This is a genomic window from Streptomyces sp. NPDC050145 (genome assembly GCF_044460245.1).
Taxonomy (GTDB): Bacteria; Actinomycetota; Actinomycetes; order Streptomycetales; family Streptomycetaceae; genus Streptomyces.
Genome location: NZ_JBITJS010000009.1, coordinates 226,473 through 250,689 on the forward strand (window position 1 = coordinate 226,473; position 24,217 = coordinate 250,689).

The window sequence follows — 24,217 nt, forward strand, 5'->3', positions numbered from 1 at the left end:
CGGCGCGTGCCGGAACTCACTTCATGCCCAGGACTCCGGCAACGGCGGCACGCAGCATGGAGCCGCGGCTCTGGGAGTCGCCCCAGCGGACGAGGCTCTGCGCGTTCAGCCCGTCGACCATGCCCAGGATCTGCCATGCGGCGGCGACGGGGTCGAGGGGATGGAACTCGCCCGATGCCGCGCCACGCTGAACCACGGAGAGAAGCAGTTCCTGCCAGGCGTCCATCTCCGTGCGGACGGCGTTCGCAAGGGCTTCGTTACGCAGGCCGTGGGCCCAGGCCTCGACCCAGATCAGGGTCACGTCGTCCCTGCTCGGGTTGATCATCGCGTCCAGGAGGGCATGCATGCTCGCCGTGGCGCTGCCGGGTGCCGAAGCAAGGGCGGTCACCTCCCGGCGTTCGTCGGCGACGATCCGCTGGAAGGTCTCGGCGACGAGGCGGTCCATGCCGTCGATGTAGTGCGCGACGAGTGCGGGAGCGACCCCCGCGCGGCCGGCCACCGCACGCAGCGTCAAGGCGCCGATTCCGGCCTCGAGGGCGAGTGAGCACGCCGCGGCGATGATGTCGGCGGCCCGCTCCTGCGGAGACTTTCTGTGGGCGCGCGGGCGGTCGGCTGTTGACATGATGCGGCCACCCTACTACTTTCGGGCCCGTTATTGATCGTTCGATCAATTGCCGTCGTCACGGGCGCTGGAGCCGCCATCACCTGCGCTCCCGGCATGAAGCTCGCTGAGGGGCAGCGGCGGCGAGCCTGCCGGCGATCACGCTCGATCAGGACGCACCCCGATGTCCCTGACGGTCCCCCCGCAGAGAGCGTCACGCGCCCGCACGTCGTGGTGAGCGTCCACCGCCTGCCCCTTCGAAGACCGAGGACAGCCGCCCGACCGACTCGCATCGAGCAGTCGGTGTTCGATCAATTCGATCAAGAAGGATCCGCACATGCCCGAGAGCACTGTCTACGTCAATGCCGTCGTTTTCGATGGGCTCGGCGATGCTCCGCGTCACGACGCTTTCGCGGTACGTGGCGAGCGGTTCCTCGCCATCGGCTCCGCTGACGAGGTACGAGCCGCGGCGGGTGTGGACGCTACCGAGGTGGACCTCGACGGGGCGTTCGTGATGCCCGGAGTGATCGAGGCGCACGCGCACCTGTCGATGTTCGGGCACGCGCAGGGGAAGGTGCAGCTGCGCGACTGCACGACGGTCGAGCAGATCCAGCAGCGGCTCCTTGAGGCCCGGCGCGCGAACCCGGAGGCCACGCGGATCGAAGGGGTGAGCTGGCTGTTCGACGCGCTTCCCGAGGGCGTCGCTCAGCCGACCGCCGCGATGCTCGACGCAGTGATCGACGACATCCCGGTGTTCCTCGACGCGAACGACCTGCATTCCACGTGGGCGAACTCGGCGGCGCTGCGGGCTGTGGGCATCGACCGCAACACCGCCGATCCGATCGGCGGTGAGGTAGTGCGCGGCAAAGACGGTGAGCCGACCGGCTTCCTCCTTGAGACGGCGGCGTTGCGCCTTGTGCTGCCGTACCTCGACAGCATCGCCACAGACCATGAGCGGGACGCGTACCTGGCGCGAGCGTTCGACTCCTATCTCCAGGCCGGGGTGACCGGGGCCGTGGACATGGGGATGGGCGAGAGTGCTCTGACGACACTGCGCCGTCTGCTGGACCGGGACGGCCGCCTGCCGTTCCCCGTGTCCGCGCACTGGCTGATCGGTTCGACCGGCGACGCCACCGCCGACCTCGCGCAGGTGGAGCGGGCCGTGCAGCTGCGCGACGAGCTCGCCGCCGAAAGAACGCCGTGGCTGCGGGTCGTCGGTATCAAACTCATCCTCGACGGTGTGATCGATGCGTGCACCGCTGCCATGGTGCGTCCTTACGCCGACGGGACGAACGCGGATCCGATCTGGAGCCGTGAAGCGGTGATGCCGGTCGCGATCGCCGCGGATCGAGCGGGTCTGCAGCTCGCGATGCATGCGATCGGCGACGCGGCGAGTGCGCTCGCGGTCGACATCGCCGCCGCGTGCGAACAAGCGAACGGGGCGGACGCGTCGCGCCGGCCCCGCATCGAGCACCTCGAATCGGTGACCCCGGAGACGGTCGCCCGGATGCGCGCGCACGGCGTCGTCGCCTCGATGCAGCCGGTGCACTGCGATCCGGCGATCCTCGACAACTGGATGGCTGTACTCGGCGACCGGCGCGCGGAGAACGGATTCCCATGGAACTGGTTCCGGGACGATGAGGTGCCGCTCGCGCTCGGCACGGACGCCCCCACGGCGCCGCACGAGGCGCTGCACAACCTGTACATCGCCATGTCCGGTCGCTCGGCGCTCGACCCCAAGCTGGCGCCCTACCATCCCGAGCGCGCGTTCACTGCTGCGCAGGCGCTTGCCGCCGCCACCAGCGGAGCCGCGTTCGCCGGGCGGATGGACTCCGAGTACGGACGCATCGCCCCCGGGTTCTACGCCAACGCCGCGGTGCTCGACGTCGACCCGTTCTCCCGGCCGGCCGACGACCTGCTGTCCGCCTCCGTCCTCCTCACCCTCGTCCACGGCGATGTCGCCTACCGCGCACCAGCGGCACGCGACCGCTGAGGCCCCCGCCATCACCCCAGACCCACCCCCCCTGAACCACCAGCCCCTTACTCATCTGCATCGGCGCAGGCCGGAGAATTACTGGAAGGCACACCATGTCCGAGACATCTGCCAGTTCGGCCGATTCGCAGCAGGAATCCCACCCGCCCCGACACGAGTTCCTCGATGCGGCGACGGCGCCCGAGACTCGCGGCATCGAGATAGTTCAGGACGATGAGCGTCACGGCAAGGCACGCGACCTCTTCTTCGTCTGGTCCGCACCCAATCTCAGCGTGCTGAACCTGACCGTGGGAGCATCGCTGACGATCGTCCTCGGCCTTGAGATCTGGCAAGGCCTGCTCGTGCTGCTCGCCTCCTCACTCCTGGCGATCCTGCCGGGCATCGTCGCGATCTCTGGGCCCGCGGCCGGCACCTCCGGCTCGGTGATCCAACGCGCGCTCTACGGCATCCGCGGCAACAAGATCGTTATCGCCTTCTACGGGTGGTTCATCTCCGGCGTATTCCTGGCCCTCAACTGGGTCGCTGCCTCTTTCATGGGTGGCGAACTCCTCATGCGGTGGGGATTTCCCAACCACACGGTCGCGCTCATCCTCGTCGCCGTCGTCACCGCTGCGATCACCGTGCTCGTCGCCATCTACGGGCACGCCCTGATCCTGCGCGCCTACATGGGCATCGCGATCGTGCTGTCCGTGATCTTCGCCGCGGTTCTGGGGTTCCTCGCTCCCTCGATCGACTGGGCCTTCGCCCAGCCCGAGCCGTTGAGCGGCCTGCCGCTGTGGTCCAGCCTCACGATCGCGTTCGCGCTCTTCGCTGCAGCCCCGCTCTCCTTCAGCAACAGCGCCGACATGTCCCGCTACCTGCCCCGTGACACGAAGCCGTCACGCATCATCGCGGCCACGGCGCTGGGCAATGTGTTTCCCGCCATGCTCCTCACCGCCTTCGGGATCGTGCTCGGCGGCACCGTGGGAGCCGAGAGCCTCGAGAGCGGCATCGAGTACTCGCTGCTGGAGAAGCTGCCGATCTGGCTCGCCCCGGCCTTCGTCCTCGCGGTCATCGTGAACACGATCGCGCTCAACGGCATGACCACGTACTCCGCCAGCATGGCGCTGCAGTCCATCGGCGTGCCGATCCGGCGGATCCCGTCGGCCATCCTCATCGGCGTGCTCGGCACGGCCTTCACCATCGTCCTCGTGCTGTCGTCGAGCCTGATCGACGCGATCAACCTGATGCTCCAGTTCCTGCTCGTGATCTCAGCCCCCACGATGGCCGTGTACGTGGCCGACATCGTGCTGCGCCGCAACCGTTACGACGGACCCGAGCTGTTCGACGAACGCCCCGGCGGGAAGTTCTGGTACACCAAGGGCTTCAGCAGCCCGGGCCTCATCTCCGTCGTCGCCGGCGCGGTCGCCACCGCTCTGTTCCTCTCGACCACCGTCTGGACCGGACCGCTCGGCGCAGCACTCGGCCACCTCGACCTCTCCGCTCCCGTCGGCATGCTCGTCTCAGCTGGGCTGTACGCATTGCTGGCTGGTCCGACCATCCGCAAGCAGACGGCCTCAAGCTGACAGCGCCCCAAGGGGCTTCTTCACCCCATGGGCCCTCGCCACGGAATTTGAGTGGGCGAGCGGTCCATGGGGTCCTCCGCCCGGTTCTCTGCGGAGGCTGCCAGGGGCTCTCGTTCGGATCACCGTGCGGACCAGAGGAAGATGCCTGCGACGTGGAGCCCCGCCAGGTAGATGGCGGCTGTCTCCTTGTGGCGGGTCGCGATGCCGCGCCATTGCCTGAGGCGACGGAGCTGGTCCGCCCGCGTCGCAATCACCGTCTGAGTGCCGCGCCTGCGCAGGTGATCACGGATCGCGCGGGAGGAACAGGACTTGCCGGCCCGGACCCTGTCCGGTCCGATGCGCGGCCGCCCACGGTGCCGAGGGACCCGCAGACGGTCCTCGATATCTGTGCACGCGGGTGCGTCCGCGGCCTGTCCGGCGGTGAGGGCGAAGGCCCGCGCTGCGGCGAGGTCTTGGCCTGCGGCGGCGGCACGGGGAGTCCGGCTTCGTCCTCCAAGACGCCCTACCTCGTTGCCCCACCCGGCCACCGCCTCGTCGTCCCGGCCCGGTGACCGAAGGGCCGACGGACCGCCCTCAGTCCACATCCCCGCTCGGCGGCCCCCTTGAGCCGTAACTCCTTGCGGAAATGCTGCCGTTCGGTGGTCAGCCGGCCCCCTTGTGGGTACCTGGTATCCGTCCGCGCCGACAGCCAATGGCGCGGCACCGCCACCGGCTACGAGCGACCGCCGCCATCCATCGGGCCGCACGATGATCCGAATGAGGCCCCTGATTGCGAGGCTCAGCGGCCTCAGGCCACGATCAACCTGCGGTCCATGGCCACGATCACCTGACCGCCCATTCACCGGTGAACACGGGCTCACGCTTCTCGTTGAAGGCCGCGAACGCCGCTGGCGCGTCCACGGTGGCGTAGTTGACAGACTGAGCGCGCGCCTCACTCGCCAGCGCGTCACGCAGGGTCCGGTCCCCGCCCTCGTTGAGCAGAGCCTTGTTCTGTGCCAGGGCGACCGGTGGGCCCGCGGCCAGGCGCTGCGCGATGTCGTCGACGAACGCGTCCATGTCGGCCGGATCGATCAGCCAGGTCACCAGGCCGAGCCGGTGTGCTTCCTGCGCGTCGATCATCTCGGCGAGCAGCGCGAGTCGTTTGGCCTGCTGCAGCCCCACCAGCTTCGGCAGCAGCCACGAGCCGCCGAAGTCGAGGGAGAGCCCGCGGCGCGCGAAGATCTGGGAGAACTTCGACTGAGGCGTCGCGACCACCAGGTCGCAGCCGAGGGCGAGGTTCCAGCCGGCCCCGACCGCCACTCCGTCCACCTTCGCCACGGTCGGTACGGACAGCTCGTGCAGCGACAGGGCGACATCGTTGATGCTGCGCAAGCGCTGGAGCGGATGGCCGGACCGGCCGCCGGACAGATCGGCTCCGGCGCAGAATGCGCCGCCCGCTCCGGTCAGGACGACCACGCGCACATCGGGGTTGCTCTCCGCCGCCCGGAGCTCGGCCTCGAGAGCGCTCCACAGCTCCGCATTGATGGCGTTCTTGCGCCGGGGGCGGTTCAGGGTCAGCGTGAGGATGCCGCCGGTGTGATTGCTGAGCAGTACAGGCTCGTCGGCCATTACGTAGGCCCCGCCTTTCTCGCGATGGGAAGTGGTGCTGCCCTCGGCCCGGAATCCGGGCCGAGGGCGTATGAGAACGGGAATGGTTCGCTCGTGGCGTCGGACGCTGCTGACCTTTCGCTGCTCTCAAGGGGCTGGAGGCTGGCCCTGACCTGTGTGCCGTCCCCGCAGCTCGTTCTTAAGGATCTTTCCGGCCGCGGTGACGGGGAGCGCTTCGATGAAGTGGACTTCCCGCACGCGCTGGTACGGGGCGACGTGGTCCGCCACATACGCCATCAGCTCCTCGGCCGAGACGGATGCGCCGGGGCGGAGCACCACGTACGCGGTGGGGATCTCGCCGGCCTGGGCATGCGGCGTTCCGATGACCGCCGCGGTGGCCACCGCGGGGTGGCCGGCGAGTACGTCCTCGAGGTGCAGCGGGTAGACGTTGTAGCCCTTGTAGATGAGCATGTCCTTGGCCCGGCCCGACAGGAAGAGGAAGCCCTGTTCGTCGAGCCGGCCGATGTCGCCGGTGCGCAGCCAGCCGTCCTGGAACTGCTCTGCCGTCAGGTCGTCGCGGCCGTGGTAGCCGTCGGCGATCTGCGGCCCCCGGGCCCACAACTCGCCGGTCTCACCGACAGGCAACTCCCGCTCGGGGTCGAGCAGATCGCGGATCGAGAGTTCTGTGTCCGGGACGGCGCGGCCCACCGAGCCGGACGGGGTCTTCGTCTCGCTGTCGATCGGGTGCATCGCGAGCGCCATGGTGGCCTCGGTGCAGCCGTACCCCTCGGTGATCAGTGCGTTGGGGAACAAGCTGGAGAGGCGTCGCACGGTCTCGGGGTCGATGGGTGCGGCGCCGGAGTTGACGATCGTCACGGATTCCATCGTCTGTCCCTCCGACGCCGGTGCGGCGAGGAGCGCTCGGTACATCGTGGGCGAGCCGTTGACGAACGTGATCTGGTGCTCGTTCACGTCGGTGATGAATCGGGCCGGATCGAAACGAGGGGAGAGGACGATGGTGCTGCCCAGCAGGGTGTTGTAGACGAGGCTTACGAGCCCCAGGGCATGGAAGAGCGGCGCCACCGCGAGAGTGGATCCACAGCCGGGGGCCTGGTGCCACCGCGTGGCTGCTGCACTGTCCCGCTCGGCGTGGAGCAGACCGTCGGTGAGCACCGTGCGCGAGGCCCCTCGGGCCCATGTGATCTGCGTCGCGTTGGCCACGAGATTGCGGTGCAGCACGCGAACGGCCTTGGAGCGGCCGGTGGTTCCTCCGGTGTAGGAGAGATGAGCCAGATCGTCCGGGCGGCGGACGACGCGCTCCGTGACCTCGCTCCGGAGCAGGGCTTCGGCCGTGACGACGTCGTGCTCTGTGGTTGATTCCCCTGCGGTGGCCACCGTGAGTCGCAGGTTTGTGGCTCCGGCGGCCTCGACCGACGGCAATGACGTGGGGTCGGTGACGACGGCGTGGGCACCGGAGTCGGCGATCTGATCGGCCAGGGCCCGGGCGGGCTGCGCGGGATTGGCGGGGCTGACGACGGCCCCGGCGTACAGAGCCCCCCAGTAGGCCACCGGGAACCAGAGAGAGTTGGTGAGCAGCATGAGAACGGTGTCACCCGGCTGGATGCCGTGCTCACGCAGACCGCCGGCGAACCGCAAGGCCTGGTCGTGTAGTTGGCCGAAGGTCAGGCACTGCTCACCGTGGCGCACCGCGACGCGATGCTCGTATTGGTGCGCGGCTCCGGCGAGGACTGCGCCGACATCGACCGTCGGGTAGTCCAGAGTGGTACGGGTCATGCGATTACTCCTCGCGCGATCAGGCGGTCGAGCTCGTCTTCGGTCAGGCCTGCACCCGCCAGGACGCTGCGCGTATCCTCGCCGGCTTTCGGTGAGACCCGGGTGGCGGTGGCCGGAGTTGCGGAGAACCGTGGCGCGGGCGCCGGGCGCAACGGCCCGTCCTCCTGCAAGAAGGTGCCGCGGGCAGCATTGTGCGGGTGTGCGGGGGCCTCGGTCAGGGAGAGCACGGGGGTGACGCACGCCTGGGTGCCGGCGAAGTGTTCAGCCCAGGCATCCCGGGAGCGGGTCGCGAAGACCTCGGCAAACCGCTGCCGTACGGCGGGCCAGCTTCCCGGTGCCCGCTGCTGCACGGCGCACACCGGATCGTCGGCCAGGCCCAACCCCCGTACCAGCGCGGCGTAGAACTGTGGCTCGATGGCGCCGACCGCGACATGCTCGCCGTCCGCGCACCGGTAGGTGGTGTAGAAGGGCGCGGAGCCGCTGAAGAGGCTGGCGCCGCGCTCCTCGGGCCACTGGCCGGCGGCAAGGAAGCCGTGCGTCATGGCGAGCAGGAGCGCGCTGCCGTCCGTCATGGCTGCGTCGACGACCTGCCCCTTGCCGGTGGCCCGCGCGTGCAGCAGCGCGCTGACCACCCCGAGTGCCAGGAGCATGCCGCCGCCGAAGTCGCCGACGAGGTTGAGGGGCGGCACGGGGTCGCCCGAGGCTGGGCCGATGGCGTGCAGCACTCCGGTGAGCCCGATGTAGTTGATGTCGTGTCCGGGCGCCTGGGCGAGGGGCCCGTCCTGGCCCCAGCCGGTCATGCGCCCGTACACGAGGCGCGGGTTGCGGGCCAGGCACACGTCCGGTCCGAGGCCGAGTCGCTCCGAGACGCCCGGCCGGAACCCTTCGAAGAGAGCGTCGGCCGAGTCGATGAGGCGCAGCACGGCGTCCGCGCCCTCCGGTTGCTTGAGGTCGACGGCGACGGACTGGCGGCCGCGCAGCAGGATGGTGTTGGCGGCGCTGACCTGGGCGCCGGGCCGTTCGATCCGGATCACCTCGGCCCCGAGCCCGGCGAGCACCATGCCCGCGAACGGGGTTGGGCCGATGCCGCCCAGTTCGACGATGCGCACATCGCTGAGCGGGCCACGGGGTGGTATGGGGGTTTCGGTCATCGTCGGCCGGTCCCGAGGGAGGCGTGCCGCTCCGCGAAGGCGCGTGTCCCTTCCGCGGCGCCTTCGGGCCTGTCGGCCGGCTCCAGCAGAAACCTCTGGCACACGGCATCGTCGGCCGGCCGGTGAAGAGCCCCGGCCACGACGTCCTTGCCGACCCGCAGGGCGAGAGGGCCGTCGGTGGCCAGGGCGGCTGCGGCGTCCCGTGCTTCGTCCAGGACGCCACGGGTGACGAGAGCGGAAGCTCGATCGGTACGCATGAATTCCCCACGTTCTTCATTCTGTGGCGGAGAGCATCGCGGGCGGCTGTACAAACATGTGCGGCCTGCGTGCTTGTCCCGGAAGGGGAGTGCCGGTACCGCGACGGGCCTGATTTAACGATCGTTCGACAACTGCTGCGCCCAGGGAATCACAGGGCCCAGGCCGTGTCAACGGCGTGCCGAAGACCCCCTTGCCCGCGTCGAGCCGCGAGCGGATTCCTCCGGTGCCGCGTCGGCACCCAGGGCTTGCGGACGAGGCGGCACACCGATGTGGACGCCGCCTCGAGACCCGCTGCTTCTAGAGCTTCTTCGCTCTCCCGGTCATTCGGTGTCGTGGACGTCGGTCAGCACCGCCAGGGCGTCGACGGCAAGGGCACCCTGCTCCTGTGCGCCGACCAGCAGCGGGTTCACGTCGAGTTCGGCGATGTGGTCGGACAGATCGGCGGCCAGCCAGGACAGCCGGGCGATGACCTCCGCCGCCGCGTCGACGTCGCGCGGCGGATTGCCGCGGACCGCCCCGAACAAGCGGCTGCCGCGCAGCGACAGGAGCAGTCGTCGGGCGGTGCCGGTGTCGACGGGGGCGACGGCGACCTGGCTGTCGGCGAGGGCCTCGACGAGTACCCCGCCGAGACCGACCACGACGACCGGCCCGAACACGGGGTCGCGCTTGGTTCCGACGATCAGTTCGGTCCCGGGAGGTGCCATGCGCTGGACCAGCAGCCGGGCATCGTCGACACCTGCGCCGCGGGCGATGCGGAACAGATCGTCCGCCGCGTCCCGGACGGAGTCGGCGTCGTCGAGCCCGAGCCGTACACCGCCGATGTCGCTCTTGTGCCCGATCCGGTCGGAGAGGAGTTTGACCGCGACGGGCCCGCCGAGTTCCGCGGCGGCGGCCACCGCATCAGCAGCGGAGCCGACGGCGTGTGCCGCGGCACACGGCACCCCGTAGGCGGCGATCAGCTGGGTCGACTCGTGCTCGTCGAGCTGCACCCGGCCCGCGGCCCGTGCGCCGGCCAGCACCGCCCGCGCCGCGTCCGTGTCGATGTCTGCGGGCCGCTGGGGCGCGGGCAGCGCGGCCCGCAGGCTGTAGTCGGCGAGCAGACCGAGGGCGGCAGCGGCTTGCGCGGGGTCGGTGTAGCAGGGGACGCCGAGTTCGCGCAGGCGCTGACGGGGCCGTCCGCTGCCTCCGGTCCACACCACGACCAATGGGCGACCGGTGGACATGTGGGCCTCGGCGACGGCGTCGATGAGCTGTCCGGCGCAGTTGTCCGCGCAACCGAGCAGCACGGCGATCATGTCGGTGCCGGGGTGCTCGACAGCCACCCGCAGCGCGCGCCGCAAGATGTCCGGCTCGGCGACGAGCGTGCCGGTGAGGTCGACGGGATTGCGCGGCGACCCGTACGCGGGGATGGCCGCGGCCATCGTCCGCTGCCAGCTCTCCTCCCAGGCACGCACCTCGATGCCGTGAGCGGCGGCGGCATCGGCCATCAGGGCGCCGGCCCCGCCGGACACGGACAATGACGTGAGCCGGCGGCCGCGGGTCCGGCGGCCGGTGGCAAAGACCTGTGCGGCGTCGAGCATGGACTCGGGGCCGTCGACGCGGAGGACGCCGTACTGCCGGACCGCGCCGTCGAAGACCGCGTCCTCCCCGGCGAGGGAGGCGGTGTGGGACTGTGCCGCACGTGCGCCCGCCGCCGAGCGGCCGACCTTCACGGCGATGATCGGCTTGTCCCGCTCGTGGGCCTGCCGGGCTGCCTCCAGAAGTCTGCGACCGCCGGTGACGCCTTCGAGGTAGGCGAGCACCACCTGCGTCTGGTCGGTGCGCACCAGACCGTCGAGGAGTTCGGCCACCGACAGGTCCACCTCGTTGCCGGTGTTGAGGTAATGGGATATCCCGATGCCCAGGTTCTGCGCGGCGTTGAAGACGAAACCGCCGAACGCCCCGCTCTGGCTGAGGAACGCCACCGGCCCTTCGAGGAGTGGCACGTCCTCGTCGAGGGCTGAGCTGAACGTGGGAACGGCGCGGTCCCGCGAGGCGATCATGCCGAGGCAGTTCGGGCCGAGCACGCGTACCTTGCTCTCCTCGATGGCCGCCTTGAGGTCGCGTTGGAGCATGGTTCCCTCGCCACCGACCTCGGCGAATCCGGAGGCGCCCACAATGGCGGCGGGAATGCCCCGCTTGCCGCAGGCCCGTACGGCGTCGGCCGTCCGTTCCGCCGGCAGCATGATCATCGCCAGGTCGATGTCGCCGTCGATCTCGTCGAGGCTGCGGTAGGCCGACAGGCCCTGGACTTGGCTGCGCACGGCGTTGACCGGCAGAATCCGGCCCGCGAACCCGAAGCGCTTCAGGTAGTCCACTGGGCGGCCGGACAACTTGGTCGGGTTGTCCGAGGCCCCGAGGATGGCGATGGAGCGCGGGTGGAGCAGTTTCTGCAGGGCTTCGCTGTCGGAAGTGGAGTTGGCGCGTGAGGTGCTCTCGGGCACGGAGGCTCCTAGGGTTGCGGGACAGGGGAGTTCGGGAAAATCGGGGTCATGTGCCGGTGACGCCGCGAGGCGTGGGCGTTGCCCGGACGGTCGGCGCCGGCTCCTGCGCGGAGAGGCGTGCCGACAGCGTGAGGAACGCGCGGGCGGCGAGCAGTGAGACGGCACCCAGGACGACGACGAACGCGATCGGCAGCGCGATCGATCCCGAGGCGGCGAGCAGCGACTGCAGGATCACCGGTGCCAGGCCGCCGAGGACTCCGGCCAGTCCGTAGGTCGTCGAGATGGCGGTGTAGCGCACCTGGGCGGGGAACGCCTGGGCGAACATACCCGCGATGATCGCGTAGTACATGACGTCGGGGACTGTGGCGACGATCGCGCCGATCAGGGCGAGCGTCCAGCTGCCGGTGCGGATGAGGCCGAACATCATCGGGATGGTGGGGAGCTGGCACAGCAGGATCACCGTGACGGCTCTACGGACGCCCCATCGAGTGGCCAGTAGCGCCCCCAGGGGCTGCACGAAGAACTGCACCACGCTGGCGATCAGAATGATCGTCAGGAACGCCTGCCGGTCCATGCCCACCTCGGAGGTGGCCCAGGAGAGCGCGAAGGTGTCCCGCGCGTACACCACGGCGAACACGGTGAAGCCGGCCGCCACACCGAGCAGCACCATCTTGGTGTGCCCTCGGAACAGGCTGACCACCGGTACCTTCGCCGTCTGTCGCGAGGCCCGCAGCGCGACCACGGCCGGGGACTCCTCCAGGCTCAGCCGGATCACCAGGCCGATCACCACCAGGACCGCGGACGCCAGGAACGGGATCCGCCACGCCCACCCGAGCAGCGCCTGGTCGGAGAGCCGGCCCACCGCCAGGAAGGACAGCGTCGCCAGGATGCGACCGGTCGGCGAGCCCTGCTGGGCGAAGGCCCCGAACACGAACCCCCGTTCCTTCTTGGCGTGTTCGGTGGCGATGAGTACGGCCCCGCCCCACTCCCCGCCCAGCGCCACGCCCTGCACGGCACGCAGCAGCGTGAGCAGGAGCGGGGCGGCCACCCCGATCTGCTCGTACGTCGGCAGCAGACCGATGCCGACGGTGCTGATGCCCATCAGCAGCAAGGTCGCGACGAGCGTCTTCTTGCGGCCGAGCCGGTCGCCGAGGTGTCCGAAGAGAATCCCCCCGAGCGGGCGCGCCAGGAAGCCGATCCAGAATGTGGCGAAGGACAGCAGGACGCCGACCGAGTCCGGGACCTGGGAGAAGAACAGCGGGGCGAACACCAGCGCTGACGCGGTGCCGTAGACGTAGAAGTCGTACCACTCGATCGTGGAGCCCATGAAGGAGGCCCATCCCGCCTTGCGGGCCATCTTCTCGTCTGCGGGCAACCGTTGGGATCGCATGTCATCCATTCCTTCGGGTCAGCTGCGCGCGTCGTCGGCTCGCAGCGCAGCCGTGCAGGGCACGGCCGCTGGACGCGGGTGAGGAATTGCGGTGGTCCGTGACGGCTTGAACGCCGAATCCACGGTGTGATGTGACTCTCTTGGACGCTAAAGCGACGGACATGTTTCGTCTAACACCAAAGCGACGTACCGTTGATTCGCCTGCGCGACATAATTGGCTTCGACCTGCGCAGACGTGGAAGCTACGGCCAGCATCAGCGCCTCTGGCACCGATCCGGGGCCGGCCGGACCGAAGGCGGTGCTCATGGAGCTGAGGCATCTGCAGGCGTTCGTCACCGTCGCGGAGGAGCTCAGCTTCCGCCGTGCAGCGGAGCGGCTGCAGATGTCCCAGCCCCCGCTGTCACAGCAGATCAAACGGCTCGAACACGAGGTGGGGGTGCCGCTGCTGCGTCGGACCACGCGGCAAGTAGCCCTGACCACGGCCGGTTTGGCCTTCCTTTCAGAGGCCCGACGTGCTCTGAGAGCGGCTCAGGCCGCGCCCCAGGCAGCTCGCCAAGCGGCTGCCGGACAGACCGGCGTGGTCCGCCTCGGATTCAGCGGGCCGACCTCCCATGAGGTGTTGGTCCTCATGACCAGGAAGTTCCGCGAACGCCGGCCGCGTGTACGGCTGGAGGTCCATGGACCGGTCTTCGGTGGAGAGCTGGTCGATCGGCTCAACAGGGACGAGATAGACGCCGGCCTCATCAGGCTCCCGGTGGCGGGCTCGGGGATACGGGTGCGGGAGCTCACCCGGCATCCCATCGCCGCGGCCGTGCCCGCTGAGCATCCTCTGGCGACTCGCCGGGAAGTCGGTGTCCTCGACCTTCGCGACGAGCCCGTCGTCAGTCACCCCACGAACCGGGGCGCCGGTATCGTCTCGCTGATCCACAGCGCGTTCATGCAGCACGGATCCAGCCCGAACATCGTCCAGGAAGCGCCGGACACCCACACAATCCTGTCCATGGTCGGTGCAGGGGTAGGCGTCGGCTTCGTTCCTGTCTCCGCCGGACACCTGAAGGTGCCGGGCGTCGTGCTGCTGCCGGTGTCCGACATCCCACCGCTGCCGTTGGCGCTCGCCTGGCGCACAGAGGACCCGAACCCGGCCCTGCACGCATTGATCGACCTGCTCGACGAGATCGCCGCGGACTGCCGGACGCACGCTGATGATCCGCTCTAGCTGTTCTGTTCGGGCACGTTGGTGACGCTGCCCCGACCGACGTGCGGCCCGGGCGCGATGATTCAGACGATCGCGCTCCGTGGAGGCGTACGACGCTGCCGGAACCGCTGCTCCTGAGTGAGGTTTGCTCTGACGGCGCCGTCGGTGGAGGGGACTGCTCCGGTGTTCCCGCCGCGTCCGCCCGCCACCGCCTGCGGTACGAGGTCGAGCAGTACCCGGTCGTCGAGCCGCGCCGGGCGGTGGAGCCACACCACGTGGTCCAGGCGGCTCATCGCGCTTCCATTCCCGCCACGGAGGGGTGCGAGCCCGCCGAGCAGGTCAGGGCGGCGGCGTGGACCAACGGGGCGTCCCCGAGATCGGCGGTGCAGCGGACCCAGAACCGGGTCGGTCAGTGAGCCTCCGGGTACGGCTGCGGAGGCCAGCCGGGGGAGATCGTCCGGCCGCTCGCGATCAAGGCATGCGCGGCGCCCTGCCCGCCGAAGGGCGAGTACGGCTCGTCGTACACGACGTTCCCGCGGAACGAATCTTTGTCCAGGCTTTCGGATCGAGCAGCTCGGGCAACGCGAGCCCCGTTGGTGCGGGCAGTGGCAGCGGAGACTGGTGCGATGCCGAACCGCGGGTCTGCGTGATGCCGGTCACGACGCGGCGGCGGCAGGATGTGTCGTCATGGCGGCGAGCCGGCCCTCGATGATCTCGGCGGCTTCCCGGACGATCCGTCCGATGAGCTCGGAGCAGGTCGGGATGTCCCGGATGAGCCCCTGCACCATGCCGACGGTCCAGATGCCGTGATCCAGGTCGCCGGTCTCGTAGACCTTCACGCCGCGGACGCCTGCCACGAGGTGACGGATGGCGGCGAACTCGGCGCCGTCCTTGAGGCGTTGGACGACCTCGCGGCTGACCGCGTTGTCCGCGACGCGTGAGGTGTTCCTCAGCTGGCGGAAGATCAGTTGCGTGTCGCGTTCGCCCGCCTGGACGAGCCGGTCCTTGACGTTCTGGTGGATCCCGGATTCGACCGTGGCCATGAACCGCGTACCCATGTTGATCCCGTCCGCGCCGAGCGCCAGGGCGGCGACCAGGCCCCGCGCGTCCGCGAAGCCTCCGGAGGCGAGAACCGGGATGGTCAGGGCATCGGTGGCCGAGGGGATGAGGACGAGGCCGGGTATGTCGTCCTCACCCGGGTGTCCGGCGCACTCGAAGCCGTCGATGCTGACCGCGTCGACGCCCAACTGTTCGGCCTTCACCGCGTGCCGCACGCTCGTGCACTTGTGGATGACCTTGATCCCGTGCGCATGGAAGTGCTTCAGATGCTCCACCGGGTTCGCCCCGGCGGTTTCCACGATCGGCACCCCCGACTCGATGATCGCCTGCCGGTACTCGGCGTAGGGCGGGGGACTGATCGCCGGCAGGATCGTGAGGTTCACCCCGAACGGCTTGTCGGTCAGCTCCCGGCAGCGGGCGATCTCGGCACGCAGATCGTCCGGGGTGGGCTGAGTGAGGGCTGTGATGAATCCGAGCCCACCCGCGTTGGCTACGGCCGCAACCAGCGGCGCCCGCCCGACCCACTGCATGCCGCCCTGGATGATCGGGTGCTCGATGCCGAATTCCTCGGTAAACCTGGTTCTGATCACGCTCAGCACTCTCCAACTAAACGATCGTTCGACAAATATGCACTGTCGCAGTCGAGGGTGACGGTGTCAACGGCTGGGCGGTTCATCTGCCGGTCCGGTCGGCGGGCAAGTGGTGCGGCAGGTGGGTGGACAGAGACCTTACGATCCGCACCTCGACTCCCGGCAGCGGGGTTCCGACGGAGCCCATCTTCCGGCGCGCGTCCTCGGCCCGCAGCATGGTGGTGGGGCTCATCTCGGTCTGTACGAACGCGGAGTACGCGGGGGCCTGCGGGAAACAGTCGCGCAGCGCCTCAAGGACCGAGGGCGGCGCGCTGGGGGCGTCCCAGACGAGGGGTGCGCAGCGCGAGCTTACGGTCCTTGATCCCGGGAGCCGCGCACACCGCCTGGCACTGGCTCGGAACCAGAAAGCACGTGGTGATCTGCTCCTTCTCCAGCAGGTCGAGGAGGGCGACAGGATCGAAAGTGGGCGACGGGTCGATCACCCCCCGGCCTCCGTCGAGGAGGCCGCGCAGGATGGCAGCGGAGTACGGTCGGCTGGGTGTGCCGCAGACATCTCGGCACGGTACGCGACCCCGAACTGCGGGCCAGGCTCACTCCGACGGACCGACCGTTGTGCAAGCGGATCGTCTTCTCCGGCATGTTCTGCCGGGCTGTTCAACGGCCGGAGGTCGACCTCGTCACTCAGCCCATAGACCACATCGAACCGCGCGGACCGGTCACCTCCGACGGTCACCTCCACGCAGCCGACATCCTGGTGCTGGCAACCGGTTTCGACGCCCGCGCGTACCTTCGCCCCTTCGAAGTGATCAACCCGATGGCGGCACTCTGGAAGACCTCTGGAGCGACGGCGCACGTGCCTGGCGCACGAACGCCTTCCCCGGATTTCGGACGGCAGGCCCTCCGCTCTGTCCAAGGATGCCTACGACCGCTACAACGCGCAGTTGCGCGAGGCTCTCCCGGGCACTGTCTTTCAGGCTGTACGAGCTGGTACGAGGGGCGCGACGGGCTCCCCGAGGTGTGGCCCTGGTCGGTCCGCGCCCACACCCGCATGCTCGCGTCCTCGCACGCTGAAGAGTTCGAGGTGGTGGAGAGTGCGCGGTGATCTCGGCCCGTCCATCCGACAGCTGATGTGGCTTTCTCCGAAGCAGGCTCGCCAAGCAGCAGGATTGATGGGGCGGTTTGCGCTCTCCCCAGATCTACCGATTCCGGTGCAGCGGAGCAGAGCTGCGATCGCGGCTCGCCTGCTGATGCCGGCGCGTCCGGCCCGGGTCCGTCGCGCTTCACCCGGCACTGTCCGCGGCGAATGAGGTCGAGCACGGCGGTTCCGTGGAGCGTGGGACCCTCCTCTACCTGCACGGCGGTGGCTTCGTGCTGGGTTCGGCGCGAGGGCCGACCGCTGGTAGCCCGCCTGGCACGCGCCTGCACTGCCGGCGCGTGCCAGGCGGGCTACCGGCTTGCTCCCGAACATCCCTTCCCCGCAGCACTCGATGAAGCTCTCGAGGCTCACCGCGCACTGTCGGCCTCCGGGCAGCCAGTCGTCGTGGCAGTTGACTCCGCTGGGGGTGCGCTCGCCCTGCCGCCGGCCATGGCAATCCGGGACGCCGGCGAGGAACCTTCCGGCGCAGTGGCGACGATATGCCCTTGGCTCGAGCTCACCGAGGAGGCAGCGCAACTGCGAGGCACGGCCCCCCGTGAGCCGCTTCTGACGCCCGGCGCGCTGGCTCGGTGGGCCGAGGTCTACGCCGATGACGCGGGTGATCCGTTGGCCTCACCGCTCCACGGAGACCTGGACGGTCTGCCTCCGCTGATCCTTCATTCGGCCGGAGAGGAGGCCATGCTTGTGAGCGACCTTGCCGGCAAGATCGCCTTGGTCACTGGCGGCGGACGCGGAGTGGGCGCCGAGATCGGAGCGCTCCTCGCCAAGGCGGGCGCCCATGTCATCCTCGACGACTGCCCTGATACCGAGCAGGCCGAAGCCACCCTCGGACAGATCCTCGCGACGGCACCGTGATGCCAGGCTCCTATGGTTCTGCCGTGTACAACTGTTCAATCTCCGCCTCGTACTTGGCCTGGATCAAGCGCCGCTTGAGTTTCATCGTGGGGGTGAATTCGGCGCCTCCGGGGAGCCAGTACGAGGGCAGTACGACAAATCGCTTGATCTGTTCGACACGCGACAGGCGCATGTTGCCCGCATCGACGCCCGCCTGTACCTCCGCGACGATCCGCTCGTCGACGGCGAGCAGCGCCGGGTCCGGGTCCAGGCCGAACTGAGCCGCACGTGCGGCTGCCGTCGCGGGTTCCAGCACGATGAGAGCGACGTTGTAGGGGCGAGCGTCGCCGACTGCAAGTACGCCGCCGATCAGAGGCGATGTGCTGATGATCGCGTTCTCGATGTTGGTGGGGGACATGTTCTTGCCGGCCGAGTTGATGATCAGTTCCTTGACGCGGTCGACGATCCGTACATAGCCGTCGTCGTCCACCGTCACCACGTCGCCGGTGTGCAGCCACCCGTCCTCGTCGAACAGGTCGGCCGTGCGGCGGGGATCGCCTCGGTAGCCCTTCATTCTGAATGGCGAACGGATCAGTAGCTCGCCGCCGTGGATGACCTTCATCTCGACACTCGGAAAGGGCTTTCCAACTGTCGTGGTCCGCGCCCGCTCGGGTGGAGCACCCATCGCGAGGCCGCACTCGGACATACCCCACACCTCGCTCACCGGCACCCCGAGGCGCCGCAGGAAGGCGTACGTGTCAGGGGCGATCGCGGCCGCGCCCGACAGCGCCCAGCGCATTCGGCCGAAGCCGAGCCGGGTACGCAGTGCGGCCAGAGTCGGTTCCCTCCCCGCTGCGAAGGCTGCGACCAGTTTCGGGTCGGAGGCCATCATGTCCTGGACCTTGACGTGGATCTTCTCCCAGACTCGGGGAACAGCGGCGAAAATCGTCGGCTTGATCTCGGCCATCGCCGGCGCCAAACGACTCGTGTCGGCGAGGGTCGCGACCTCTACGCCGTGCAGCATCGCGAAGTACTGGTTCAGGAACCGGTCGGCAACATGAGCGGCCGGCAGGTACGACAGCGCGATGTCATCGGCGCGTATCGGGAAGGTGCGGGCGATGTCCTCTGCCATGGCGAGCACGCCGCGGTGGGTGTGCTCGGCGGCTCTGGGTGGGCCGGTGGTGCCAGACGTGTAGATCAGGCACAGGACATCGTCCGACTCGACGGCCCGCCACGTCGCCTCGAAGTCGAAGTCGGGTAGCGGGTTCAGCCGCCGCAGGTCTCCGTCCTCAACGACCAGAATACGTTCGACCGTCCCGGCGGCTGCCGCCTGCGCCAGCTCCGTGAACTGTCGCTCGGTGACCATGACGCGCGCCTGGGCGTGCTTCAGCAGGTGTCTGATCTGTTCCACGGAGCTGGTGTTGTAGACGGAGAACGTGGTCGCGCCCAGATGCGAGGCGCCCGCCTCCGCTAGATGGAACTCCGGGCGATTGGTCAACATCAGGGCGAGGGTGTCGCCGCGCCGAACGCCCATTGCGGCGAGTCCGCCGGCGATGCGGCGCACGTGCGCGGCGTACGCACCCCAGGTGAACGCCGTGTCACTGCCGTACGCGCGCAGCGCCAGAGCGTCAGGCCGTGCAGCGGCCGTGCGCTGGAACGCCTCCGGCAGGGTCCGGGGCCTTTCGGCGCCTTGCACGCGGTGCCTCCTTGCCATCACCCTGCGCGGACGGGTGGCACCCGCTGGGCCGGTCAGTCGGGCGAGGTTCCGAGCACCAGGCTGTACAGCTTTCCCTCGAGGCCGGGCGTACGGGCGGTCAGTGTTGAGTGAATAACAGTCTCTGTCCGTCCGAAACTCTCGTCAAGGGGTGACGGTACGCGCCGACGGGCAGAACTCGCCTGGTTCACCGCGTGGATGGGGAGTTGCCTACCGGGCCCTGCTCGCCGATGGGTGTGAGGCTCCCTGGTGTGAGCGGCCGGGCGCTGACAGGCGAGTGAGTGAGCGCGTGCCGGGTCGCAGATGAGTGCGCAGAACCTGAAATCTTGGAGAGATTCGGGCCGGCCTCTCCACGTTGCCGTCAGGGGGTGGCCGCTGCCTCCACGAGGCAGGCGCGGACTGTCTCGGCGACCTCGCCGGCCGGATCGCTGAGCCGGGCGAGTGCGGTGCGGCGAGCCAGGAGACTGCCAAGGACAAGGTCCACGAAGGCGGAGCCGATCTCGTCGACGTCCTTCTCGCCCTCGGGGTCGAACCACGTCCAGGCCCACTGGGCCGAGCCGAACAGCAGCAGACTCTGCATCGCCACATCCGTTCTGCGGAACATGCCGGACGTGGCTCCGTCCCGCATGACGCCGCGGACCAGCTCCAAGTACTCATCGCGTAGCCGATCGCCCTCGGCGTGCATCTCCTGCCCGGCCAGGCGGACGCTCTCGCGCTGAAAGGCGACGGTCGCGTGCCGGTCGTGAACCTGGTATCGCACAAACGCGTAGAGCAGGCCGGCGAGTTGATCGGCCGGGGTGGAAAGGCGCTCAAGGATGCGGCGGGCCTCGGCGAGGCGACGCTGCATGTACGACTCGTGGAGCACGGCGAGCAGTCGGTCTTTCGTGCCGTAGTGGTGCACGATCGTGCCCTTGGAGATGCCGAGCTCCTCGGCGATGTCGCCGAAGTTCGTGCCGTCGTAGCCGGATTCGGCCACCCGCCGGGTGAAGGACTCGAGGATCTGCACAGCCTTGCCCGCAGCCGGGATGCCCCTGCGCTTCGTGGCCACGTTCTGCTCCTCTGTGAGCCGTTCATGCACCCGTTCCGGGGTGCGCCTCAGGCTATCGCGGGCGCTGGCCGTCCGTGCGGCCAAGGTCCCATAGACCTCAGGGCGGGAATGCCTGCACTGCCCGGAGTTGGGGTGCATGACCGTACGGACGGTCAAATGTTTTGTGGCGAGATTATTGACTGTACGGTAGGTCAGTCCTACGGTGATGCGCGCCACAGCCCACGAGCAAGTGAGGCATAACGTGATCAAAACCATCAGACGGGCCGCAACCGTCATCGCGGCCCTGGGTGTCGTGTTCGCTGGAACTCTCACCCCACTCGCCCAGGCGGACACCGCCGGCGAGGGGCCGCCGCTCACCCAGCCGGAGGCTACCCTGCGCGACGCGGTGTCCTGTGACCCGTCCGTCACCCCGTCGTCCGGCAAGGAGGCTGTGCTCCTGGTCCACGGCATCGGCGGTCAGCCCGAGGGCTATTGGGACTGGAACTACCAGCGGGCCCTGCCCCATGAGGGGTACGGAGTCTGCACCGTGGCCCTGCCGAATCGAGGGCTCATCGACCCGGTCATCTCGGCCGAGTACGTGGTGTACGCCGCCCGGTACGCCTACGAGCGCTCGGGGCGCAAGATTGCGCTGATCGGGCACAGTGAGGGCGGTTCGCTGGTGACATGGGCCGCGAAGTTCTGGCCGGACGTGGCCGCGCACGCCGAGGACGTGATCGTGCTTGCGGGCGCCATACAGGGCACAGGGCTCGGCAATACGCTCTGTGCTACGAACTGGTGCACAAAGGCGGCCTGGCGTGCCAGCCTGGACTCGCACTTCATGCGCGCCATGCAGAACGCGCCGATGCCCTCGAGTACATCGATGACCTCCATCTATACGACGGTCCTCGACGAGGTGGTGTTCCCACAGCCCAGGGCGAGCACACTGCCTGGAGCCGCCAACATGGCGTTGCAGGATGTGTGTCCAGTACGAGCCGCGGACCATGTCACGATCCTCGCTGACTCGGTTGGCTACGCCCTGGCCCTGGACGCCCTGAAGAACCCGGGGCCGGCCGTACCGTCGCGTCTCGACAACAAGCTGTGGCTGTGCCTCAACCCGATCATGCCGCACGCCGTGTTGCCCAGTGCGACCGAGGTGGCAGAGATCGCCGCGGCCCTGACCGATGGTCTGCTGATCGGCGGAGACAAGACGAGCGCCGAGCCGCCGCTGCCCGCGTACGCAGCCGTGTACGGCAACTGACCCGGCTGCTCGTCGCACTCAGGCCCGCGTCGAACCCGGCGCGGGCCCTGAAGGCCGAGGTGGAGGTCGGCAAGTATCTCGTAGCGGATGCGGAGTCGTTTGAACTGTTTGAACTGGTGGAGCCAGGCGAAGGTGCGCTCGACGACCCAACGGGTCTTGCCCAGGCCGGAACCGTGCGGGACTCCGCGGCGGGCGATCTTGGGTGTGACCCCACGGGCTCGGACGAGACGCCGGTACTTGTCATCGTCGTAGCCGCGGTCGGCGAAGAGCTGCCGGGGCCGGTGACGGGGCCGTCCACGCAGGCCGCGAATACGGGTACGGCGTCCCGTAGCGGCATGAGCTGGGTGACATCGTGACGGTTTCCACTGGTCAAAGAGACAGCGAGCGCGGTGCCATGCCGGTCGACGATCAGATGGTGCTTGCTTCCGGGCCGCCCCCGGTCGACCGGCGAAGGTCCGGTGTGAGCCCCCCTTGAGGGCACGCACGTGCGAGCCATCGATTGCCGCATCGTCCACATCCGCAACCCAGCAGCCCGCAACTCGGCCAGCAGCACCTCGTGCAGACGGGGCCAGACGCCGGCTTCCGTCCAGTCCCGCAGACGCCCCGGCTCCGCGCCTTGGTCACGTCCAGGACGACGGAGCTGGCGAGTTGGTCGACGGCGTAGCGGGTGAGGGTCTGCTCGGTGCGCGGACGCAGCCGGGTCAACGCTGCCGCGGGCACCGTGGGCGCGCAGCAGGGTCCGGATCGCCTCGTCCCGCTCGCACGGGTCCGGATCGGCGATGTTGTACGCGCCCTCGGGCCGGTCGGCCGCCGCCAGACACGCGTCGGTGAGGTTCTCGACGGCCCGTCAGGCTGAGCCGGACGCTCGGCCCGGGAAGCATCAGCAGCCGTGCCGGACACGGGAGAGGAGCCGGGGCACCAGGTGGGGGGCCTTGGTGCGCCCGTACGCGTTGAGGTGGCCGCGGATCGGATGGTCCTCAGCGATGTGCGTGCGGCCGGGGCCGGGCTCGTACAGGCTGGCGCTGCTCACCCACACCGCCGACCGCCCGGCCGCGGCCCGCAATAGGCGGGCCGTGCCGTCGACGTTGACGGCGCGCATGGCGGCTTCGGCGGGGGAGCCCGGGCACGGGTCGCCGACCGCGGCGGCGCAGTGGACGACGAGGTCTGCGCCCGAGAGGTCGGGGACGTCGTGAGCCGCGTCCCAGGGGATGTGCAGCCCGACCGGGCCGCGGGGCGGCGAGCGACGCACAGGAGGTCTGCGCCGCGGACGGGGGCGAGCAGGTCGTCGGCCGTTCCCCAAGTGATGCCGCCGGCGGCTTCCGGCACTGCCCAACTAGCAAGGGTGCGCCGTTCGGCACCGGCCACGTCGCGGCCGTGGACATCGAGGTTGTCGGGGATCTCGGTGCTCGCTCGCGTTACGACCGCCCCGCCTTCAGAGGGTGGCATGGGTCGTGGTGCCGTGTTTCGTCGCTGGGAGGTGTAGCGCAGGAAGTGTGGGGACTGCTGCAAGAGTGACCTGACCGACGAGCGGTGGGCCCTGATCGAGCCCGTCGGCCCCTCCTGGAAGGCTCGGTGTCCCTTCGTCAGCGGCCGCGAAAGCGCCGTTGAGCTGCGGGAGATCGTCAACTAGGTAGGAGCATTCCATCCCGCGAGTGTCGCCCGTAGGGCGGTGACCAGACACAAGGGCTGGTCGAGCATGACATGGTGGCCCGCATCGGGGATCTCGATCACAGGGGCGGCATGCAGTCGGTCGCGGATCATGGAGCCCATCGAGGTCGGGACCAGTCCGTTCGAGCTGCGTACCAGTGTGGTCCGGCACATGAACGGTTTCAGCACGGTCCTCGACATCCGTGGACTGGTGAAGATCCGTCGATCGAACTTCCAGCTCCAGCCGGCGGCGGATCGGCGAACCGATGTTCTGGCAAGGTGTTCGCGCACGTACGGGAGGACGGTGTCCTGTGCTGGGACCGGGCGGAACCGTGCCATGGCCGCCTCCTGACTCGGATAGACATTGGCCGGTCCGAAGGCGCGCCGTTCGCGTGCGGCGATCTGTTCGGGAGTCAGGTCGTGCACAGGGGAGTCGATCGTGATCGCACCAGCCAGTGACGACCCGTACCGTTCGGCCGCAGTCCAGGTGACGAACCCGCCCATGCTGTGACCGACGATGACCGGTGGACCGTCGATGCCGGCGTCTGCAGCGACAGCCATGACCTCGTCGGCCCAGAGGTCAAGGCTGTAGTTGCGGCGCCAGTCGCTGTCGCCGTGACCGGACAGATCGATCGCGGCGACACGGCGGTCCGAGGCCAGCAACGGGGCTATGTGGTCCCACCATCGTGCGTGGGCCGAGCCGCCGTGTACGAGTATGATCCCCGGCTGGTCCTGAGGGCCGTACGTGCGGTAGCTGATGCGCGCGCCGTCGACCGTGACCGTGGCGATGTCTACGGGGGTGGCAAGCGCTGAGGTGAACCAGGCCGGAACGAACGTCGCTGTGCTGCTTTGCTGTTCGGGCTGGTGCGAGTTGGTGGTGGTCATCGCGGTCCTAATCGACTTGGTCGGTTCGAT

The 24,217-nt window shown here is 69.0% G+C and carries 20 protein-coding genes and 1 pseudogene; 5 read left to right on the forward strand and 16 right to left on the reverse strand.

Going from position 1 to position 24,217, the window contains the following annotated elements:
• Positions 1-16 precede the first annotated feature (16 nt).
• Entirely contained in the window at positions 17-622 is a 606-nt protein-coding gene (locus ACIBTU_RS19920) for a TetR/AcrR family transcriptional regulator (protein WP_399127589.1), read from the reverse strand.
• A gap of 316 nt (positions 623-938) precedes the next feature.
• Here ACIBTU_RS19920 and ACIBTU_RS19925 point away from each other — a divergent pair, with 316 nt between their 5' ends.
• Positions 939-2,594: an amidohydrolase gene (locus ACIBTU_RS19925; RefSeq protein ID WP_399127590.1), complete on the forward strand. Its 1,656-nt coding sequence runs from the start codon at positions 939-941 to the stop codon at positions 2,592-2,594.
• Positions 2,595-2,689: 95 nt separating this feature from the next.
• Positions 2,690-4,159, forward strand: a complete 1,470-nt coding sequence (locus ACIBTU_RS19930; protein WP_399127591.1) for a purine-cytosine permease family protein — start codon at positions 2,690-2,692, stop codon at positions 4,157-4,159.
• A gap of 822 nt (positions 4,160-4,981) precedes the next feature.
• Here the strand turns inward: ACIBTU_RS19930 and ACIBTU_RS19935 are convergent.
• The 6 genes from ACIBTU_RS19935 to ACIBTU_RS19960 form a co-directional block, all read right to left on the reverse strand.
• Complete coding sequence (locus ACIBTU_RS19935) at positions 4,982-5,767, reverse strand: enoyl-CoA hydratase/isomerase family protein (protein WP_399127592.1); 786 nt, start codon at positions 5,765-5,767, stop codon at positions 4,982-4,984.
• Between the two features lie 126 nt (positions 5,768-5,893).
• The gene (locus tag ACIBTU_RS19940; protein WP_399127593.1) at positions 5,894-7,540 is read right to left on the reverse strand and encodes a class I adenylate-forming enzyme family protein; all 1,647 of its coding nucleotides are present in this window, start codon (positions 7,538-7,540) and stop codon (positions 5,894-5,896) included.
• Positions 7,537-8,691, reverse strand: a complete 1,155-nt coding sequence (locus ACIBTU_RS19945) for a CaiB/BaiF CoA transferase family protein (protein ID WP_399127594.1) — start codon at positions 8,689-8,691, stop codon at positions 7,537-7,539. The genes ACIBTU_RS19940 and ACIBTU_RS19945 overlap by 4 nt, the downstream gene beginning before the upstream one ends.
• Positions 8,688-8,948, reverse strand: coding sequence for a hypothetical protein (locus ACIBTU_RS19950; RefSeq protein ID WP_399127595.1), 261 nt, complete (start codon positions 8,946-8,948; stop codon positions 8,688-8,690). The genes ACIBTU_RS19945 and ACIBTU_RS19950 overlap by 4 nt, the downstream gene beginning before the upstream one ends.
• Positions 8,949-9,269: 321 nt before the next feature.
• Positions 9,270-11,432, reverse strand: a complete 2,163-nt coding sequence (locus tag ACIBTU_RS19955) for an acetate--CoA ligase family protein (RefSeq protein ID WP_399127596.1) — start codon at positions 11,430-11,432, stop codon at positions 9,270-9,272.
• A 46-nt stretch (positions 11,433-11,478) separates the two neighbouring features.
• Complete coding sequence (locus tag ACIBTU_RS19960; RefSeq protein WP_399127597.1) at positions 11,479-12,822, reverse strand: MFS transporter; 1,344 nt, start codon at positions 12,820-12,822, stop codon at positions 11,479-11,481.
• Between the two features lie 304 nt (positions 12,823-13,126).
• Here ACIBTU_RS19960 and ACIBTU_RS19965 point away from each other — a divergent pair, with 304 nt between their 5' ends.
• Positions 13,127-14,038 carry a LysR family transcriptional regulator gene (locus ACIBTU_RS19965; RefSeq protein ID WP_399127598.1) on the forward strand — a complete coding sequence of 304 codons (912 nt, stop codon included), beginning with the start codon at positions 13,127-13,129 and terminating at the stop codon, positions 14,036-14,038.
• A 62-nt stretch (positions 14,039-14,100) separates the two neighbouring features.
• Here the strand turns inward: ACIBTU_RS19965 and ACIBTU_RS19970 are convergent, their stop codons facing one another.
• From ACIBTU_RS19970 to ACIBTU_RS19985, 4 genes are all read right to left on the reverse strand, one after another.
• Entirely contained in the window at positions 14,101-14,310 is a 210-nt protein-coding gene (locus tag ACIBTU_RS19970) for a hypothetical protein (RefSeq protein WP_399127599.1), read from the reverse strand.
• Positions 14,311-14,673: 363 nt separating this feature from the next.
• Complete coding sequence (locus ACIBTU_RS19975) at positions 14,674-15,666, reverse strand: NAD(P)H-dependent flavin oxidoreductase (RefSeq protein WP_399127600.1); 993 nt, start codon at positions 15,664-15,666, stop codon at positions 14,674-14,676.
• A gap of 82 nt (positions 15,667-15,748) precedes the next feature.
• Entirely contained in the window at positions 15,749-15,952 is a 204-nt protein-coding gene (locus ACIBTU_RS19980) for a hypothetical protein (protein WP_399127722.1), read from the reverse strand.
• Positions 15,953-15,956: 4 nt separating this feature from the next.
• Positions 15,957-16,148 (reverse strand): hypothetical protein, encoded by a 192-nt coding sequence (locus tag ACIBTU_RS19985; RefSeq protein ID WP_399127601.1) that lies wholly within the window; start codon positions 16,146-16,148, stop codon positions 15,957-15,959.
• An 821-nt stretch (positions 16,149-16,969) separates the two neighbouring features.
• Here ACIBTU_RS19985 and ACIBTU_RS19990 point away from each other — a divergent pair.
• Positions 16,970-17,677, forward strand: coding sequence for an alpha/beta hydrolase fold domain-containing protein (locus tag ACIBTU_RS19990; RefSeq protein WP_399127602.1), 708 nt, complete (start codon positions 16,970-16,972; stop codon positions 17,675-17,677).
• 10 nt (positions 17,678-17,687) lie between these two features.
• Here ACIBTU_RS19990 and ACIBTU_RS19995 read toward each other — a convergent pair whose 3' ends face one another.
• Complete coding sequence (locus ACIBTU_RS19995) at positions 17,688-19,352, reverse strand: AMP-binding protein (protein ID WP_399127603.1); 1,665 nt, start codon at positions 19,350-19,352, stop codon at positions 17,688-17,690.
• Positions 19,353-19,731: 379 nt separating this feature from the next.
• A complete protein-coding gene (locus tag ACIBTU_RS20000) occupies positions 19,732-20,418 on the reverse strand; it encodes a TetR family transcriptional regulator (protein ID WP_399127604.1) in 687 nt (228 codons plus the stop codon).
• A 241-nt stretch (positions 20,419-20,659) separates the two neighbouring features.
• Between ACIBTU_RS20000 and ACIBTU_RS20005 the strand changes: the two genes are divergently transcribed.
• On the forward strand, positions 20,660-21,655 hold the full coding sequence (locus ACIBTU_RS20005) for an esterase/lipase family protein (protein ID WP_399127605.1): 996 nt from the start codon (positions 20,660-20,662) through the stop codon (positions 21,653-21,655).
• Positions 21,656-21,714: 59 nt separating this feature from the next.
• Here the strand turns inward: ACIBTU_RS20005 and ACIBTU_RS20010 are convergent.
• The 3 genes and pseudogenes from ACIBTU_RS20010 to ACIBTU_RS20020 form a co-directional block, all read right to left on the reverse strand.
• Positions 21,715-22,256, reverse strand: a pseudogene (locus ACIBTU_RS20010) (IS5 family transposase); the annotation flags it as partial.
• Between the two features lie 279 nt (positions 22,257-22,535).
• Complete coding sequence (locus ACIBTU_RS20015) at positions 22,536-22,904, reverse strand: NAD-dependent epimerase/dehydratase family protein (RefSeq protein WP_399127606.1); 369 nt, start codon at positions 22,902-22,904, stop codon at positions 22,536-22,538.
• 377 nt (positions 22,905-23,281) lie between these two features.
• Positions 23,282-24,187, reverse strand: coding sequence for an alpha/beta fold hydrolase (locus ACIBTU_RS20020; protein WP_399127607.1), 906 nt, complete (start codon positions 24,185-24,187; stop codon positions 23,282-23,284).
• Between the last annotated feature and the right edge of the window lie 30 nt (positions 24,188-24,217).

Bases quoted from the DNA above. Each gene is read 5' to 3' on its own strand.
- ACIBTU_RS19965 (WP_399127598.1), top strand. From the start codon at position 13,127: ATGGAGCTGAGGCATCTGCAGGCGTTCGTCACCGTCGCGGAGGAGCTC.
- ACIBTU_RS19945 (WP_399127594.1), bottom strand. From the start codon at position 8,691: ATGACCGAAACCCCCATACCACCCCGTGGCCCGCTCAGCGATGTGCGC.
- ACIBTU_RS19940 (WP_399127593.1), bottom strand. From the start codon at position 7,540: ATGACCCGTACCACTCTGGACTACCCGACGGTCGATGTCGGCGCAGTC.
- ACIBTU_RS19950 (WP_399127595.1), bottom strand. From the start codon at position 8,948: ATGCGTACCGATCGAGCTTCCGCTCTCGTCACCCGTGGCGTCCTGGAC.
- ACIBTU_RS19960 (WP_399127597.1), bottom strand. From the start codon at position 12,822: ATGCGATCCCAACGGTTGCCCGCAGACGAGAAGATGGCCCGCAAGGCG.
- ACIBTU_RS19920 (WP_399127589.1), bottom strand. From the start codon at position 622: ATGTCAACAGCCGACCGCCCGCGCGCCCACAGAAAGTCTCCGCAGGAG.
- ACIBTU_RS19930 (WP_399127591.1), top strand. From the start codon at position 2,690: ATGTCCGAGACATCTGCCAGTTCGGCCGATTCGCAGCAGGAATCCCAC.
- ACIBTU_RS19970 (WP_399127599.1), bottom strand. From the start codon at position 14,310: ATGAGCCGCCTGGACCACGTGGTGTGGCTCCACCGCCCGGCGCGGCTC.
- ACIBTU_RS19935 (WP_399127592.1), bottom strand. From the start codon at position 5,767: ATGGCCGACGAGCCTGTACTGCTCAGCAATCACACCGGCGGCATCCTC.
- ACIBTU_RS20020 (WP_399127607.1), bottom strand. From the start codon at position 24,187: ATGACCACCACCAACTCGCACCAGCCCGAACAGCAAAGCAGCACAGCG.
- ACIBTU_RS19990 (WP_399127602.1), top strand. From the start codon at position 16,970: ATGAGGTCGAGCACGGCGGTTCCGTGGAGCGTGGGACCCTCCTCTACC.
- ACIBTU_RS19925 (WP_399127590.1), top strand. From the start codon at position 939: ATGCCCGAGAGCACTGTCTACGTCAATGCCGTCGTTTTCGATGGGCTC.